13 protein-coding genes and 1 pseudogene are annotated in these 15,847 nt (G+C 71.8%); 5 read left to right on the top strand and 9 right to left on the bottom strand.

The window, feature by feature from the left end:
* Nucleotides 1-225: 225 nt before the first annotated feature.
* Nucleotides 226-345: pseudogene (locus AB0O11_RS25040) on the top strand (lipase); the annotation flags it as partial.
* Between the two features lie 293 nt (nt 346-638).
* Here AB0O11_RS25040 and AB0O11_RS25035 read toward each other — a convergent pair.
* From AB0O11_RS25035 to AB0O11_RS25010, 6 genes are all read right to left on the bottom strand, one after another.
* Entirely contained in the window at nt 639-1,157 is a 519-nt protein-coding gene (locus AB0O11_RS25035) for a hypothetical protein (RefSeq protein WP_363391102.1), read from the bottom strand.
* The gene (locus AB0O11_RS25030) at nt 1,154-2,206 is read right to left on the bottom strand and encodes an SCO0930 family lipoprotein (protein ID WP_363391099.1); all 1,053 of its coding nucleotides are present in this window, start codon (nt 2,204-2,206) and stop codon (nt 1,154-1,156) included. Before AB0O11_RS25030 ends, AB0O11_RS25035 begins: the two co-directional genes overlap by 4 nt.
* A 227-nt stretch (nt 2,207-2,433) precedes the next feature.
* Complete coding sequence (locus AB0O11_RS25025; RefSeq protein ID WP_363391097.1) at nt 2,434-3,876, bottom strand: NADH-ubiquinone oxidoreductase-F iron-sulfur binding region domain-containing protein; 1,443 nt, start codon at nt 3,874-3,876, stop codon at nt 2,434-2,436.
* Nucleotides 3,873-4,850 carry a hypothetical protein gene (locus AB0O11_RS25020; protein ID WP_363391094.1) on the bottom strand — a complete coding sequence of 326 codons (978 nt, stop codon included), beginning with the start codon at nt 4,848-4,850 and terminating at the stop codon, nt 3,873-3,875. Before AB0O11_RS25020 ends, AB0O11_RS25025 begins: the two co-directional genes overlap by 4 nt.
* A gap of 152 nt (nt 4,851-5,002) precedes the next feature.
* On the bottom strand, nt 5,003-6,202 hold the full coding sequence (locus tag AB0O11_RS25015; RefSeq protein ID WP_363391091.1) for a DUF1996 domain-containing protein: 1,200 nt from the start codon (nt 6,200-6,202) through the stop codon (nt 5,003-5,005).
* Between the two features lie 263 nt (nt 6,203-6,465).
* A complete protein-coding gene (locus tag AB0O11_RS25010) occupies nt 6,466-7,200 on the bottom strand; it encodes a DUF4142 domain-containing protein (RefSeq protein ID WP_363391088.1) in 735 nt (244 codons plus the stop codon).
* A 923-nt stretch (nt 7,201-8,123) separates the two neighbouring features.
* Here AB0O11_RS25010 and AB0O11_RS25005 point away from each other — a divergent pair.
* The 4 genes from AB0O11_RS25005 to AB0O11_RS24990 all read left to right on the top strand — a co-directional run bounded on the left by AB0O11_RS25005 (nt 8,124) and on the right by AB0O11_RS24990 (nt 12,312).
* The gene (locus AB0O11_RS25005) at nt 8,124-9,053 is read left to right on the top strand and encodes a LysR family transcriptional regulator (protein WP_363391085.1); all 930 of its coding nucleotides are present in this window, start codon (nt 8,124-8,126) and stop codon (nt 9,051-9,053) included.
* Between the two features lie 609 nt (nt 9,054-9,662).
* On the top strand, nt 9,663-9,836 hold the full coding sequence (locus AB0O11_RS25000; RefSeq protein ID WP_363391082.1) for a tryptorubin family RiPP precursor: 174 nt from the start codon (nt 9,663-9,665) through the stop codon (nt 9,834-9,836).
* A 132-nt stretch (nt 9,837-9,968) separates the two neighbouring features.
* Nucleotides 9,969-11,027 (top strand): cytochrome P450, encoded by a 1,059-nt coding sequence (locus tag AB0O11_RS24995; protein ID WP_363391079.1) that lies wholly within the window; start codon nt 9,969-9,971, stop codon nt 11,025-11,027.
* A 4-nt stretch (nt 11,028-11,031) separates the two neighbouring features.
* The gene (locus tag AB0O11_RS24990) at nt 11,032-12,312 is read left to right on the top strand and encodes a cytochrome P450 (RefSeq protein ID WP_363391076.1); all 1,281 of its coding nucleotides are present in this window, start codon (nt 11,032-11,034) and stop codon (nt 12,310-12,312) included.
* Between the two features lie 31 nt (nt 12,313-12,343).
* Here AB0O11_RS24990 and AB0O11_RS24985 read toward each other — a convergent pair whose 3' ends face one another.
* From AB0O11_RS24985 to AB0O11_RS24975, 3 genes are all read right to left on the bottom strand, one after another.
* Nucleotides 12,344-12,997, bottom strand: a complete 654-nt coding sequence (locus AB0O11_RS24985; protein ID WP_363391073.1) for a hypothetical protein — start codon at nt 12,995-12,997, stop codon at nt 12,344-12,346.
* Between the two features lie 279 nt (nt 12,998-13,276).
* On the bottom strand, nt 13,277-14,416 hold the full coding sequence (locus AB0O11_RS24980) for a nucleotide disphospho-sugar-binding domain-containing protein (RefSeq protein ID WP_363391070.1): 1,140 nt from the start codon (nt 14,414-14,416) through the stop codon (nt 13,277-13,279).
* A 43-nt stretch (nt 14,417-14,459) separates the two neighbouring features.
* Entirely contained in the window at nt 14,460-15,815 is a 1,356-nt protein-coding gene (locus AB0O11_RS24975) for an ATP-grasp domain-containing protein (RefSeq protein ID WP_363391067.1), read from the bottom strand.
* Nucleotides 15,816-15,847 lie beyond the last annotated feature (32 nt).

Genomic DNA, 15,847 nt, shown 5'->3' with positions numbered 1-15,847 from the left:
CTCCCGCGGATACCGGCGAGGGCCCGCACGGACCGGGCCCCCCTGCGCCCTCAGCGGCTGTCCGGCCGGCGGGGCCGGAGTCGGGCGCCCCGTAACCCCAGCCACGCGCTCCAGGCCGGTAGCCGGGCCCTTCCAGCGCAGTGACCGGGCGCACCGGCCACGTGGCACGCGCGCGGCCCTCACGGAGACGACGAGGGAGAGCCCGCGGACCTCGGCGGCGCCGAGCAGCTCACCCGCGGCTACGTCGCGGCCTTCTTCGACGAGCAGCTGAAGGGCATCCCGCAGCCGCTGCTGGACGGCCCGTCGCCGGCCGATCCGGAGGTCGTCTTCCAGCAGCAGCCCTGACACCGCAGTGCCGACACCATGCTGGGGTGCCCGCGAGGGTCGGCCCCGAACAGGCACGGCGGGGTACGCGCGCCGGGAATCGGCCGACTACTGCCCGCGACAGATGAGACGCCACCAGATCCAATGAGACCGGACACCGAACAAGCGGGCGGACCAGATCACCTGAGACGTCGAACGAATCAGACCAGATCGTCAGAAACAGGACAGCGATGCCACGGAGACTCCCGCGGGCCCAGGCCCGCGGGAGTCTCCGTGGCATCGCCACCACCCAACCGGTCAAACGCTCGCCAGGGTCAGTCGGCCCCGGACGGGTCGTAGGCGGTGTCATCGGTGTGGTCGCCGCGATCGCCGTGGTCGGCGTGCCCGGTGTGGTCGGCGCCGCCCGTGATCACCCCGCCCAGCTTCGCGTGCAGGAGGTCCGCCGTGGTGTCGGACAGGACGACCACCCACCGGTCGCCCACCAGGTACGAGCCTCCGTACGCCTCGGCCCCCGACGTCCAGGCTGTCTGGGCCCCGGTGGTCGGGAAGGTGGCGATCCAGACCTCGTCGTCGCCGAGGGTGCACAGCCCCTGGCGGAGGTCCACGGTGTCGGCGGTGATGTCGACCGGACAGCCGATCCGCTGGGCCAGGTCCTCCACCGAGGCCCGGGCGGCGTCGGCCGACGCCCGCGGCGGGGCGAGCAACCCCCCTGCACCGCCGAGCAGTTCGACGACGCCCAGGACGAGCAGGACGATCAGCGCGAGCCACTGGAGCGCACGACGGACGGTCCTCTGCGACCGGACGGCCGCCACGGTGGAGTCCCCGGCCGTCACTTACCGGTCACCGGCTTTCCGGCGGGGTTGATGGCCGACCACAGGTTGTCCTTGCCGTTCCCGTTGGCGTCACCGGGGGCGTTGTCACCCGCGTAGGTGTAAACGGGCTTGCAGTTGACGGACAGCTGCCAGGTGCCGTCGGAGCGCTGCATCTTGCCGATCAGCTTCGGGTCCACGCCCTTGACCTGGCTCGGGTCGACGGCGGGCGCCGGCTTCCAGGTCATCGCGCACTGGCCCTCGCACAGGGAACGCATCGGCCAGGACGGGTCCTTGGCGTACTGGTACAGCGTCATGCCGCGCGCGTCCACGACGATCGAGCCGAGCTGCGGCTGGGCGGTCACGGAGACCTGGGCCCCACCCGGGGCGGGCTGCGCCGGCTCGGGCTTCGGCGCCGCACTGGTCGGCGTGTCCGACGGGTAGGTCGACGCACCGGTGGCCGCGGCGGCCGCCTTCTTGCCGTCGGGCGCCAGGGCGAACCAGGTACCTCCGACGCCCTGGCCCTTGGTGTCGCCGGCCGCGGTGTCCTGCGCGTAGCGGTAGACCGGCCAGCCACCCAGCGTCAGCTGCTTCGATCCGTCGGCCCGCGTGACCTCGCTGATCGCGCCGGCGTCGATCCCGCTCCCCGCGGTCGTGCCGTCCGTGGAGACCGGCGGCCAGGTCTTGGCACAGCCGTCGTTGCAGTTGGACATCGGGGGCTTGGCGGTGTCCTTGTCGAACCGGTAGAGGGTGAAGCCCTTGCCGTCGGTGACGACCATGCCGAGCTTGGCGTCGTTGCGCACGGTCAGCGCTCCCCCGGCCTGGCCCCCGCCCGCCGACGCGCCGCTGGAGCGACCTCCGGCGGACGGCGACGCGCCGCCACCGCCGTAGGAGTCGTACGCGCCGTAGGATCCGCCGCCGGCCGGCGCGGCGTCCTGCGCGCCCACCAGCTGGCCGGAGTCCGACCCGGACGGCGTCTTCGCGCTGCTGCTCATGCTGCCCAACAGGGCCATCACCACGAGCCCGACCAGCAGCAGGCAGAGCCCGACCAGTCCGTATCGCTTCGTCAACATGTTCCTTGCCTTTCCATCGGTGGAATCTGGCCTTCCATGGATGTGCGCGTCCCCGGTGATCCCGTCCGGCGTCGAACGCCGGTCCGCGGACACGGGACGTGCATTTCAGGGTCGACAGCCCCCCGGAACCTCTCGATCGGCCTGTCGCGGCGACGAGCGCCCCGGGCCACATGGGCCGCACGGGCCACGCTCGGGAAGGAGCGGCAGCGCCCGGAGCCGCGCCGGCCTCACTGGATCCGCAGCGCGAGCGCGGGACAACGGTCGACCGCTCGCGCCGCCTGGGAGAGCAACCGCGCGGGTACGGGCATCGTGCCCGCGGCGGGGAACCCGTCCGCCCCCAGCCGGATGACGTCGGGCAGGACGCCGGTGCACAGGCCGTGGGCCTCACAGAGCGTCCAGTCGACCACGATGGTGCCGGCGCTCTCGACTTCCGGCAGCGGCAGGACGTCCTGCGACGGCCGTCCGCACCCTCCCTGGTACGAGTGCGCGACCAGGTCGTCGTCGAACACGGCCAGGGACGAGGCCACGAAACGGGCGGCGGCGTCGGGGTGGCTGCACGCCCCCCGGCCGGTGACCGCCCGCATCCCGGCCTGCACCCGGTCGAGCGCGCGCTGGCCACCGCCGCGCACCAGGTCCTCGAGGGACGCGGTCAGGTCGGGGAGCCCCAGGTAGCAGGGCCCGCACTGGCCGGCCGTCTCGTCCGCCATCCAGCGGGAGATCCTGACGACCTCCCACAGGGGACAGGTCGTCTCCGGCAGCGGCAGGACGGCCCCGGCGCCCAGCGCCCCTCCGAGTCGCTGGAAGGACTGGCGGGACACCACGGCCGAGCGGGCGGCCTCGGGGGTCAGCCACTTCCCGTGGTAGCCGCCGACCAGGACCCCCTGTCCGACGTCCAGGCCGCACGCCGCCAGAACGGTCTCGAGCGGCACACCGGTGGGGGTCTCGACCACAGTCGAGCCGGCGATCGTGAGCAGCACCGTGCCGGGTTCCTCGGGGGTGCCGATCTCCCGGTAGGGCAGCGCACCCCACCGGGCCGCCACGGCGAGCTGGGCGTACGTCTCGGCGTTGGACAGCAGCGTGGGGGCTCCCCCGACACCGCTGTCGCTGGTGCGCACGCCACCTCCCCGGGGCAGGGCGATTCCGTTGGTGATGCCGCGGGCGAGGGCGCTCCCCTCGCCCGTGACGAACCGTTCGGGCAGCCGCACAACCGTCACCGGCGGCTTCACCGACCTCCGTTCGGCCAGCGCCCGGCGCAGGGACTCCTCGGTGTCGGTCCGCGTGACGCCGATCGCCACCTGTTCCGCGTCCAGCGCGGCGGCCGCGATCAGCGCACCGTCCACCACGAGGTGCGGGGTCCGCAGGAGCAGCGTGGTGTCCTTCAGGCAACTCGGTTCTCCTTCCGTTCCGTTGACGACCACGACCGGCCTGGTGCGGCGCCGGGCGACCGCCTTGACGACCGCCCTGAGCTTCCGGGCGAAGGGGAATCCGGCACCTCCCCGGCCGCGCAGGTCCACGTTCTCGGCCAGCTCGGCCAGCTCCTCCGCACGCAGCGCCGGCAGCTGACCGTGGACCACGAGGTGGGAGCGGTAGTCGACCCGCTCCAGGCTCTCCAGGCCTGCGAACAGGACCGGCCGTCCGAACCAGACGACGGGTGGGGGGAAGGCGCTCACCCGTCCTGCCGCCGACGTCCGAGTCCGATGCCGGCCAGGCCCTGACCAGCGGCCACGCCCCGCCCCACGGCCAGGCCCTGACCAGCGGTCACGCCCCGCCCCACGGCCGGGCCCGGACTGGCGGCCATGGCCTGCCCGGCAGCCACCGGAACACGCGGGACGGTGATTTCGGAGCTCGTGACCACCGGCAGGCGCGGGACGGCGACCTCGGGGCCGCCGGCCTCCGGCGCGAGCGGCCGGACGGGGACCTGGCGCGGGCCGGAGCGGTCCTGGAGGAGCAGCCTGAGCGTGAGCGCGACGATCACGCCCACGACGGCCACGCCGTACAGCAGCACCACCCAGGAGGCCGCGAGTCGGCCCGACTGCAGCCCGTGGACCAGGCCCGCGCACCAGGCCGGGTACGAGATGAGGTGGATGACCCTCCACCGGCGCGCGTCACCCGAGCGGGCGAGCCTCCCGCGGGCCGCCCCGGCGAGCGCTACCGCAAGGAACAGGTAGCCGGCGACGGTCCCCAGTCCCAGGAGCAGCGGTCGGGCCGGGTCGGCGAACGGCACGAAGGCCGCGAGCGCGCCGATCTGTCCCATGATCAGTTTCATCCAGACGTGCAGGACCAGGAAGACGACGCCCACGACGCCCATCGCACGGTGGACGGTCTGCGCGACGAGCCGGTGGACCGGGCTCAGGATCAGCCGGTCGGTCGCCGCCAGCCCCCACAGGACCGCGGAGGTCAACGACACGAGTGCGAGCACCCCGACGGCGTACGTCAGGAACGACTGCAGTCTGGGGTCGACGACGATGGCCGTCACACCCAGGCCCGCCGCCAGCAGCGGCAGGAGCGACCACGGGCTCGACCGCTTGCGACCGCCCTCCGCAGGCTGGTCGCCCTCGGCCGCCGCGCGCGCCCGGCCGGCCCGCTCGACGCCCCGCGGTACCGGGCCGAACCGCCGCGACCGCCGCCTCTGCCCTCTCACCATTGCTGAGCCCTCCGGCCTCGTCCTGAACCTGCTGTCGAATCGGATGTCGGGATCCCGGCGCTGACGGCGCGGGAAGTCGCGATCGCTCCCCCGCTCCGGTCCGGGCCGGGCCCTGCCCTGCGCGGGCCGCGGGCCGGCCCGGAAGAGGTGGGTCACCCGCAGCGACGCCCCTGGTTGATGCAACCGACCATCTGGTCCAGCAGGCCCTTGTTCATGTTGTTGATGAAGTCACCGTGATCGGTGATCGGGTTGTGCAGCTGCTCGGGGAAGCTGTCGACGGCGTACCGGACTCCGACCGGCACGTCGTAGGCGACGCGCTCGACCAGCTGGGGGATCGCCTTGAAGTTCTTCGGGCACGCGCCCGAAGCGTTGGAGAATGCCGTGTGGGTCCGGTGGTTGGCGCTGTCGATGTTCTTGCCGTCCCAGCAGTCCGGGAACTTCAGCGTCCGGACGACCCTGCTCCCCTGCGGGCAGATCGGGTACTTGTCGACAACCTGGCGGTTCTCGAAGCCGGTGCAGCTCCACGACGCCCGGACGTTCGCCGGCCCATTGGTGAAGGCCTTGGCGTCGCCGGTGATGATGCGCAGGAACCGGGTCATCGGCTGGACGGGGTTCCCGGTGCTGGAGGTGTACGTGATGTCCGCCTCGGCCGGGGTGAGGATCCGTCCCACGTTCCGGTCCTTGCCGCCGCCGGGAGCCTTGGCGTCCTTCTCGTTGGTGCCGTCGAAGACCCGCAGGACGGGCCAGTAGTACGCCGACTGGTCCCCGTTCGAGCATGTGGTGCCCGAGGCGGCGAGCTTGGCGTTGGAGGAGAACGCGTCCGTGGCCAGGTTCCCCACGTAGTCGTGCATGTGGTGCGCCCCGTTGCTCACGCCGGGGGCGACGATCACGTTGTCGGGGTTGAGGTGGCGGTTCTCGTTGCGCCCGCACCGGGAGGTGAAGGAGCCGGTGGCCGGCCCCTTCCCCACGGGCGTCGGGACGTTCGGGGAGACGCTGCGGATGTCGACGAACCCGCGTTTGGGGAGGGACTTCGCCTGCGCGGCCTCCTTGGTCTGAGCGACGACCCCGCCCTCACCGTCGACGCTGTACCCCGTGGCCGAGTCCTCGACCACCAGGTCGTGCCTGACCACGCACTTCGCCATCCCCGAGAGGTCCTGGGGCAGACCGGAGTCCGGGCCTGCGCTGCCCGACAGCTTCTTCAGGGTCTCCGCGCGCTTGTTGGCGAGGTCGCCCAGGACGCGGTCCTCGTTGTCGCCCGACCGGGGCGCGGACAGCCGGTTGTACGCGTCCGCCACCTGGACGTCGAGCTCGGCGAGGTTCTTGTCCACCGCGTCCTGGGACGCTTCCGGCACCTCGTTCAGGGCCACCCCGGCGTCGGCGCAGGCAACGGTACCGACCTGTGGGGACGCCGACCGCTCACTCAAGGGACGCTGACCGGCGAAGGCCACCGCCGCGACCGTCCCTGCAGCGCTGGTACCCAGGATTCCCGCCAACAGCAGGGCACCGGCCCTTCTCTTCGACGTGCCACGTTTATGAGACTTCATGTTCTTCGCACTCCTCAGGCGGAATCAGGCCTGCCGAGCAGGCCGCGGACAGCCGTCATCTGGGTCGTCGTCTAGCGGGTCGATCCGGCGAGTGCCGACGGGCTGCTCGCGGACGGAGCGGCCGAACCGGTCGGCAGCGCGGTGAGCTTGTCGAACTTCACGAGTCGGGTGTCCTCCAGGACGTTCATGTGGTCGAGCACCGTGCCGTTGGCCGTGTTCGCCAGATCCCGGACCGTGGAGTTCCGGGTGCCGGCGCGCACCTGGGCCACGACCGCGAACACCTGCCCGTGGGCGCTGCGCAGGATGTTCGCGAAGAGTTCGTCGAACTCCCCGCCCTGCGCGGCATCCAACTGCTCGAGCCAGCCCTGCTGCTGTGCCGAGGGCTGGCTGGGCACGTCCAGGTTCAGGGTCTGGGCGGCGGTCAACACCGCCTTGTCGAGGTCGGTGTGACCTTGGACCAGGTGCTGGCCGGCCACCTTGACCTCGGGGCTGGTGCCCTTCGCGAGGGCCATCCGGCCTGCGGGGATCTCCCACAGTCCGGCCAGCCGCACCCGCCTGACGAAGTCACGGTCGAGGGCGGTGAGCGGCCCGGTCGGCGTCTGCACCACCCCTTGGTCATCGCTCACCGGGGCGCTGCGATAGGCACCGGCCGACTTCGCCACCGGGTACACCAGGGCCGCCGCGGTGAGGATCATCGCGACGATGATCAGGAGGGTGGCGAACGACCTCGGAAGGCGGCTCACCAGGGGGAGGCCGTAGGCGGCCGCGGCCGTTCCCGGTCGGCGCTTCTTCCTCAAAGATGACATGGGGCTCCTCCTCCATCACACCCGGAGGATCAGGGCCGCGCGGAACCCACGGGAACCGGTCCGGGTGGTGTCCGTGCCACTTGGCCGAGAGGTGACCCGCCAGCAGCGGGTCCTGGAACAGTAGCGGGCCGGCGTTGCGCGGGTTCTCGGCGGCCGACGGCCCCCGGTAGGGCGAGATCGCTCACCGCGGCCCCCTTCCCGCGACGCCGAGGCTTCCGCCGTCGGAGCCCCCCGGGAGCGCGCCGACCCGGATGGCCGGGGCGGGACGCGGCCCGACGCACCGCGACCCGGTGGCCGCCGCTCCGCCCGCGACCCTTCCCAGCACGAAGAGTTCGTACGGAGTCGGCACCGGCGACCTGCCGCCGGAGCACGCTTTCCGCATGGTGACACCCCTCTCTCTCGGAACCGTCGGCCCCAACCGGGCCGGACACGTATAGAGATGGGCCGCCGGAGGTTTCGTCCCGCCGCGTCACCAATCCGTTATCTTCCGCGCGACACCCCACACTCCTCACCCGCCACCGGAAGCAGCGCCCCAAAGGACCGCAAGTGCTCGCACCAACGATTGCCCGACGGTCATACAGAAAGGCGTACTTGACGTGATGTCGGCCGCCACGAACCACCCGCAGCCGCACCGGCCGACGTCGGCACCCCCTCATGGACCAAGCTGACGCACTATCACATCGCCGTGATCGAAGGACGCTTCGCTCCGATCAGGAGGGATCACCGTCGGAGCTCGGAGAGTCGAGTTGAGCCCCCGAATCGACGAACGCCGGTCCGCGCCGCAATTGTGCCGACCGAACAGGTATTCTCCGGGTTGCTTGCAGGCTGTGGCTCCCACCAGGGGGTGACAGGAACTGCGGAAGCCTGTCCCACGGCCCTCAGGCCCGAATGCCCTGCACCACATCCACGCGATCGGGGCCGTGATGCGACTCAACCTGAACCAGCTGGCGATCTTCGCGAAGGTCATCGAATGTGGTGGGTTCTCCGCGGCGGCCCAGGTGCTGTTCCTGAGCCAGTCCTCGGTCTCCAAGCAGGTGCAGAACCTGGAGACGTCCCTACGAACCGTCCTGGTCGACCGCTCGGGCCCGAAGATCCGTCCCACCCCGGCCGGACGGGTCCTGCTCGCCCAGACCAAGGAGATGCTGGCACTGGCCAATCACGCCGTCGGCGCCGTCCAGGCAGCCGCGCGCTGGCCGATCGAGCGCCTGGTGGTCGGCAGCACGACCACGGTCGGCGCCTACCTGCTGCCGGCGGTGATGCGGGAGCTGCGGCGCCGCGAACCCGACGGGCTGTTCACCGTGGCCGTCAACAGCCCCGAGTGCCTGGCCGGCGCGCTCGAACAGGGCCGGATCGGCGTCGGCGTGGCCGACGGCCCGCTGCCCCCGGGTCGGTACGAGTCCGAGCAACTCGCCAGCGACGACATGGTGCTGATCTGCGCGCCCGACCATCCGTCGGCCGGGCAGGAGGTCACGCCGGCTGAGCTGTCCTCCGAGTCCTTCCTCCTCCTCGAACCGGGCTCCCAGACCCGACGACAGCTGCTGGAGCTCCTGCACACCTGGGACCTCGTCGGCGCGCGCACCCTCGACCTGTGGGGAACGGAGAGCATCCGGGAAGCCGTCCGCATCGGCCTCGGCGTCAGCCTGGTCCCTCGATGCTCCGTCCGCTTCGAGCTCATCCACGGCGTCCTCGCCGAACTCCACGCCCGCCCCGGCCCGGCCCCCCGCACCGTCACCGCCAACTGGACCCTCGCCCGCCCCCTCTCCACCTACGAGGAACTCCTGCTCTCCCTCCTCCACGAAGTGGCCGGCACCCCCACCACCCCCCACCGCCCCGCCGAACTCATCACCGACTGACCCCCACCGCCGCCACGCCCCAACGCCCACGGCAGACTTCGTCGAGGAGCAGTTCGGCGGCGGGCGTCATCACGCCTGCGCTGCTGACCTCCATACGGCCGCTGCCCGGTGTCGCGCGCGGCAGGCGCAAGGGTGTGCTCCGGGCCGTCGCCGTGCGGGTGAACCTCTTTCCGGAAACGCGTCGTTCCGTTGGAGAATCGACCTCATCGTATGCACTAAGAACCTGGCAAACACTGCTATTCAGGCCTACGTCGAACGCGCCGCCACCCAGCCGAGCGCCGGTCCGACCACGCACCTGTCACCGCCGAGTTCGACTTCGGCGATAACTGACCTGCGCACAGCTCCAGCTGAGCAGTAGACCTCCGAGGCTACCCCGACCTGCAACGACCCCCAGCCCAGGCCCAAGCCGGCACTCCCGACTTCTTCGAAAGCGTGCGCCAAGTCGCCGAATCCGCCCGCATCATCCTCCACTTGCCCCGCCCCCGGCACCCGACACCACCGGCCCAGCCCAGCGGTCACACCGCCGCAGGAGAAGAATCAGGAAATACGCCAAAAAACTCCCCATATCCCCAAGTCGCTCGACAAGAGTCGCCCCCAGAGGTGAACCTGATGGGGACCCGGCTGCGTGGATACGTCTGTAGGGCATCTGCAAAATGGCCCTACGTTCACTCAGTCACCTGGCAACGAAAGGGAGACCCAAAGATGAAGATCCTGTTCGCCATCCGTAACGCGTCCTTCGCCAAGAAGAGCCTGAAGGCCAGCGCTTGGTACATCTGGTACTAAGCCGGCTGATCGGTACCTCCGGTACCTGAACAGCTGATCCGTCCCCGCCCCTGCCCCCTCGCGGCCTCCTCCGAGAGATCGGGCCCGGGGCGGGGGCGGAGACCGGCCCCGGCAAAGTCTCGGAGACATCACATGGCACTCTCCCCCGCCTCCGCCCGTTCGCGAAACACTGTGCTCTCCCCCCGACTTGAGGCCCTGCTCAGGGACCATCTAGGCAAGGACGCCGTCCGGCTCGAACCCGACACGATCGGGGTCGCCGGGCCCGAGCTCACCGACCGGATCCTCGCCGCCCGGCGCGCCACCGAGATCGAACGGCCCACATTCAAACCGCTGCACGGACGTTCGATCACCCGCACCGAGGCGTCCTCGGTGACCCGGACGATCGGCAGCGACGTGCGCGAGGCGCTGAAGGCCCCGCTGCCGCAGAACATCGACCTGTCCGGTCCGTGGCCGCTCACCGGACACCTCTTCCTGCGCGACCTCATCCTCGGTCGGGACCCGCGCCGGCTGCGGATCCTGATGAGCCGCAATCTCGAACTGACGCCACTGCTCACCTGGTTGGTGATCTCGGCCGGCGCCGCACTGCCCGGTGGGCCCAAGCCCGGCGACGACCTCACCGAACTCGGCAAGCTCACCGCGAAGGCGGCCAACTACCAGGACCGACGGTACGCGCTGGGCATGTACCGCCGAGCCGCCGCACCCGTCTGCTTCACCATCTCCACCCTGGTCGCGAACGCGCTCTGGCTCGGCTCGCCGTTCGACGACAGCACGCCGAACCGGAACATCATCTTCGAGTCACTGCGCCTGCTGCCGCCGTCGTGGAACATCCTGCGCCGCGCATCGCCCGAGTACCCCGCGCTCGATCCGCGGATCGGCGCGGGCGACGACATCCTCGTCCTGCCGCTGCTCTCACATCGCGACCCGGCGCTGTGGGAGGACCCGGACGAGTTCCGCCCGGAGCGCTGGGACCACCTCGACCCGGACAGCACTCCCGGCTACCTGCCGTTCGGGCACTCCTCCGAACGCTGCTGGGGCCGGCACATGGTGATGCCGCTCGCCGAACTGCTGCTGGACCAGATCCGGGCAGCCGGCCTGGTCGTCGACCCCGAGCAGCGGACCGCCAAGGTGCCACTGCTCGGTCTGCTCGGCGTCAGCGAGGTCCGCGTCCTGAAGGCACGCGATGCACACTGATCACATGCACACCGAACACGGGGGTACCGAACACGGGGGTACCGAACACGGGGGTACCGAACACGGCGCTACCGACTCGGAGTTCGCCGACGGCCAGTTCTACGCCGACCCGCACGCCGCGTACCGCCGCTGGCGCACCGAGGGCGGCGCCCGCAAGGTCCGGTTCGGCGGCGCGGCCGGACTCGAAGGCTGGGTCGTCACGGGCCACGCCGAGTGCCGGACCGCCCTCGCCGACCCCCGGCTGAGCAAGAAGGCCGTCACCGAGGCGTTCGCCCAACACGTCGGGAACTCCGAGGACGGCCCGGGCCGCGACCTGATGACGCATATGCTCAACTCCGACCCCCCGGAGCACACCCGACTTCGCAAGCTAGTCCAACAGGCTTACACCGGGCGGCAGGTGGCGACCCTACGACCGATGGTCGAGCGCCACGTCGGCGCACTGCTGGACCAGTTGGACGGGCTCGACTCGGCCGAGCTGATCAGCGAGTTCGCGCTGCCGCTGCCACTCGCGGTGGTCTTCGAGCTGTTCGGCGTGCCGCAGGCCGAACGGGAGAACCTCCAAGTCCGGGGCAACACAGTCGATGCCGGCCCGGAGGACGGCGGCAGGGCGGACGGCGAGGTCTCGGTGGAGACTGCCGAAGGCATGGCGGACTACCTGCGCGCCCTGGTCGACCACAAGCGCACCCATCCGGGCGACGACCTGATCTCCGAACTGCTCGCCGCCCAGGCGGACGGCGACCGGCTGACCGAGGCCGAGATCACCTCGATGGCGTTCCTGCTCGCGATCGCCGGCCACCAGAGCACCGTCAACCTGATCGCGAACGGCATCCACGCGCTGCTCGGCCACACCGAGCAACTCGCGGCGCTGCGTGCGAATCCGGAGCTACTTCCCGGCGCGATCGAGGAAGTCCTGCGCTACGAGAGCCCGTTCAGCGTCGCCTCGCTACGCCGCACGACCGAGCCGGTGACCATCGCGGGCACCACGATCCCGGCTGGCGAGTTCGTCCAGATCGCGTTGCTCGCCGCCAACCGCGACCCGGCCGTCTTCGCCGACCCCGACCGCTTCGACATCACCCGCCCGGACGCCACCCGACACCTCGCGTTCGGCCACGGCATCCACCATTGCCTCGGCGCACAGCTGGGCCGACTACAGGCCGAGGTCGCGTTCAGCGAACTGCTGCGCCGCTTCCCGGCCCTGCGCCTGGCCGAACCGGCCGCGGCCGCGCAGTGGCAGGAGAACCCAAGGCACCGGGGACTGCTCAGCCTGCGGGTGCTGCTGCACTGACGACGGCGGGCGGGTACCGCCGGAGCGCGCGTCACGGGCGATCTTGCGGGCCTTGACGGGGCGGCCGGTCAGCTTCAGGCCCATCGTCGCCGGGGAGCGGAGGATCTTGCCGACGTTGGTGGGATTCCAGTGGTTCGACGGCGGCGTCTTGCGCAGACGCCTTGCTCGGCCTCGTCCGGGGACGGTCGGTCTCCTGGGCGAGACACGCCGGCGGCCTCAAGGGTCTCGTTCGCGCCGGCTTCGCCGCCGGAGCCGCGACGCCCTCGGCGGGGGAGGGCCGGGCTGCTTCACCGGGTCGCGGTCGGCGGCCGCGGTGCGTGAACTCCCGGTCGAGGTCGAGCAGTCGGGCCTCGTCACCGCGGTCGGCGATGGTCAGCGCGATGCCCAGGCGCATGGTGCCGTCCTCCGGCGCCCCCGGCATCACCTGGGCCGGCATCTGGTAGCCGCCGCCCTGCGGGCCGTCCATCGTGTGGGCGTCCGTCGCGGCCCACCGGGCCTCGCCGGCGGTGACGTCGAGGCCGCCCATCGCGGCACTGAGGGCCGGCTGCGCGGCCGCCTCGCCGTTCCGGTACTGCCACAGCGCGGCGCCGCCGAAAGCCATGGCAAGGGCGAGCAGCACGACGGCGAGCCGCATCAACCGCCCGGCCCGGCCGCTTCCGTCGGGTCGGGTGCCGCGCCGGTTCATGCCGCCCTCTCCGTCCCGCGGGGCGGTGCCCCGACCGCCGCACGGGCGAGCAGGACGGCCCCGCGCAGCTCTCATGGACGGTGTCGACCGCCCAGGTCTCCCCCGCCGGCCATCCCTGCCTGAGGGCGTCGTACGACACCGGCTCCGCCGGGGCGGGTACCGATCCCTCATCGCGCCGCCCCGCCCCGGTCCCTCCCGCGCGGGCGAGCGCTGCCCGGCGGTCCCCTCCGGGGCGACGAGGTGCGAGGCTGCCGTGTCCCGGCGAGCGGTCGGGCTACCTCAGCCGGCGGTGCCGGCGATGACGGTGAGGCGCTGCGCCACTGCCGTCGGCGTCGGCATCGCCGCGATCTCGGCGCTGACCTCTCGCGCGGCCCGGGTCAGCGCGTCGTCGGTGAGCAACCGGTCGAGCAACGCCGGGCCGATGTCCTCGGCGCCCGCGCGGAGCCCGGCTCCCCGCTCCCGCACCGCGTCCGCGGTGATGAAGCGGTCGGACCCGTCGGGCAGCACGAGCTGCGGGATGCCCGCGTCCAGTGCGCTGAGCGCGGTGCTGCTGCCCCCGTGGTGGATCGCGGCCGCGCAGGTCTCCAGCAGCGCCCGCCACGGGACCCAACCGTACGCACGGACGTTGTCCGGCAACGTGGCGAGCGTGCCGAGGTCGAGTTCGCCGGTCGCCAGCACGAACTCCGCGTCGACCTCGGCGGCCGCCGCGATCACTCGCTCGATCCTGGTCAGGCCGTCGGTCTTGGGCGGAACCGTGCCCAAGGTCACCGCCACGCGCGGGCGATGGGCCGGCACGGCCAGGTGACCGGGGACCTCGCCTTCGCCGTTGTACGCGACGGGCCGCATCGAGCAGCCGTACCGCTCCTCCCCGGCCATGCTCGGTGGCGCGAGGTCGATGGTGTCCGCCGGCTCGGGCAGCCGGTCGACTCCGTGCCGGGCGAAGGTGTCCGCCATCTCCGCGAGCATCAGCGCGCGCAGCTTCGGGGTGCGGACGAATCCCAGGTCGTGCTGGACCGCGGGCACGCCCAGGCGGGCCGCCGCGAGCAGGGCCACCGGGAACTGGTACTCATACACCACCAGGTCCGGCCGCCACCGCATCGCGAGCTCGACCATCGCGTCGGCCACCCGGCTGTTGACATGGGCGGCCAGCGGGACGAACGCCTCGCGATCGGCCGAGTTGCTCTCGATCACCCGTCGCATCAGGTCGGGCCGCCGGGTGCGGCCGGCCTCCCTGATCTCCTTGCGCCAGTCGACCCCCGGCGCGATGGGCAGGTACGGCAGCCCGCACCCGGCGACCGGTTCGCCACCGTCCATCGAGGCCACCGCGACCTCGTGGCCGAGCCCGCGCATCGCCCTGGCCAGCGGGACCAGCGGGAAGAGGTGGCCGATGCCGGGTGCGCCGGCGAACAGTACACGCATGAAGGAACCTCGGTCGTCGGGATGGAGAGATCGGGGGCGGGGGTCAGGAGGCGGCCCGGTGCAGGGCGGCTTCCATGCCGTTCAGCACGGCGTTGCAGTCGCGGTGCAGGGTGGCGGCGTCGACGGCGCTCAGCAGGTAGACCCCGAGCCAGTTGCGTGACCCCGCGGACGGGTCGAAGGCGGGGACCGTCCGGCCCGCCGGCAGGGCGAAGGCGGGTACGGCCTCGATGGTGCTGCCCTGGGACAGCAGGCTCTGCCAGTCCACGGCCTGCGGGTTCCAGACCGGGCCGCTCCGCCAGGGCAGTCCCGCCGCGTCGGCCGGGACGACGGCCAACGACGCGGCGGCCCTGACCCCGTCGGTGAGCATGGCCTCGGGGTAGTCGACCCGCTCGCCGAGCAGCTGCCGGACCAGCATGCCGATCGGGTCGAACCCGAAGACCTCGTGGACCTGCCTGGTCGTCAGGAGGCCGCCGAACCTGGCCGCGGTCTCGATGACCACCAGCTCGCCGTCCTTCATCAGCTTCAGCTCGGTGTGGGTGCCGCAGTTCTCCAGCCCGAGCGCGTCGACGGCCTGTCGCGAGACCTCCTCGATCCGGCGCTGCAACGGCACCGCCATGACGGAGGGCGAGGTGCTGGCCACCTCGACGAAGGACGGCACGGTCGGCAGCTTGGCGGTCATCGCCAGCGGGCGGTAGACGCCGTCCGCGACGATCCCCTCCACGCTCACGTAGTCGCCGTACCCGGGCTCCTCGTACCATCCCTCGGTGGAGCCCTGGGCGATCTCCTCGACCAGGCGGTCCCGGTCGGTGTCCGCGGCGTAGAGCTCGTTCATGCCGACCCGGCTGCCGGCCTGGAGTCCGCGCTCGATCTCGGCCCACGCCGGGGCGGCGTCCACGGGCGAGTCCAGCACGATCTGGGCGACCGACCCGGCGCCCCAGGCCGGCTTGAGCAGCAGCGGCGGGGTGAACTCGGCCAGCGCGGCGCCGAGGTCCGCGAGGCTGTCGACCCGGCGGAACCCGGGTATCGGCACCCCGGCGGCGGCCCACGCCTCCCGCATCAGTCGCTTGTCCCTGGCACGGACGATCCCCGCCCCCGCGCCGGCCAGGCCGAGACGGGCCGCGGCGTGCGCGACGGCCAGGACCGCGAACTCCGAGAGGGTCAGCACCGCGTCGGCCCCGATGGCCTTCGCATGCTCCACGATCAGCTCGACCAGTTCGTCGCCGCGCGGTGCGTCGGGCACCAGCTCGATGCCGGTACAGCTGGGCCGCCACACCTCCTCCGCGGTCGTGGGCAACGGCGCCAGCGCGAGGACGTGCAGATCCCCGCAGGCGGCGATGCGCGGGAACGCGTACTCCAGCGGGGCTCCGCCCTTGACGTAGACGTACAGAATCTTTTTCAACGTACTTTCTCCTGAGGGAAGTTCACTCGTCC

This window comes from Kitasatospora sp. NPDC093102 (assembly GCF_040683915.1).
GTDB lineage: Bacteria > Actinomycetota > Actinomycetes > Streptomycetales > Streptomycetaceae > Kitasatospora.
The sequence above is the reverse complement of the archived record's forward strand: the minus strand, read 5'-3'. Positions and strand labels throughout refer to the sequence as shown.

Bases quoted from the DNA above. Each gene is read 5' to 3' on its own strand.
- AB0O11_RS25030 (WP_363391099.1), bottom strand. From the start codon at position 2,206: ATGTTGACGAAGCGATACGGACTGGTCGGGCTCTGCCTGCTGCTGGTC.
- AB0O11_RS25020 (WP_363391094.1), bottom strand. From the start codon at position 4,850: ATGGTGAGAGGGCAGAGGCGGCGGTCGCGGCGGTTCGGCCCGGTACCG.
- AB0O11_RS25010 (WP_363391088.1), bottom strand. From the start codon at position 7,200: ATGTCATCTTTGAGGAAGAAGCGCCGACCGGGAACGGCCGCGGCCGCC.
- AB0O11_RS25005 (WP_363391085.1), top strand. From the start codon at position 8,124: ATGCGACTCAACCTGAACCAGCTGGCGATCTTCGCGAAGGTCATCGAA.
- AB0O11_RS25000 (WP_363391082.1), top strand. From the start codon at position 9,663: ATGGGGACCCGGCTGCGTGGATACGTCTGTAGGGCATCTGCAAAATGG.
- AB0O11_RS24995 (WP_363391079.1), top strand. From the start codon at position 9,969: ATGGCACTCTCCCCCGCCTCCGCCCGTTCGCGAAACACTGTGCTCTCC.
- AB0O11_RS24990 (WP_363391076.1), top strand. From the start codon at position 11,032: ATGCACACCGAACACGGGGGTACCGAACACGGGGGTACCGAACACGGG.
- AB0O11_RS24985 (WP_363391073.1), bottom strand. From the start codon at position 12,997: ATGAACCGGCGCGGCACCCGACCCGACGGAAGCGGCCGGGCCGGGCGG.
- AB0O11_RS24980 (WP_363391070.1), bottom strand. From the start codon at position 14,416: ATGCGTGTACTGTTCGCCGGCGCACCCGGCATCGGCCACCTCTTCCCG.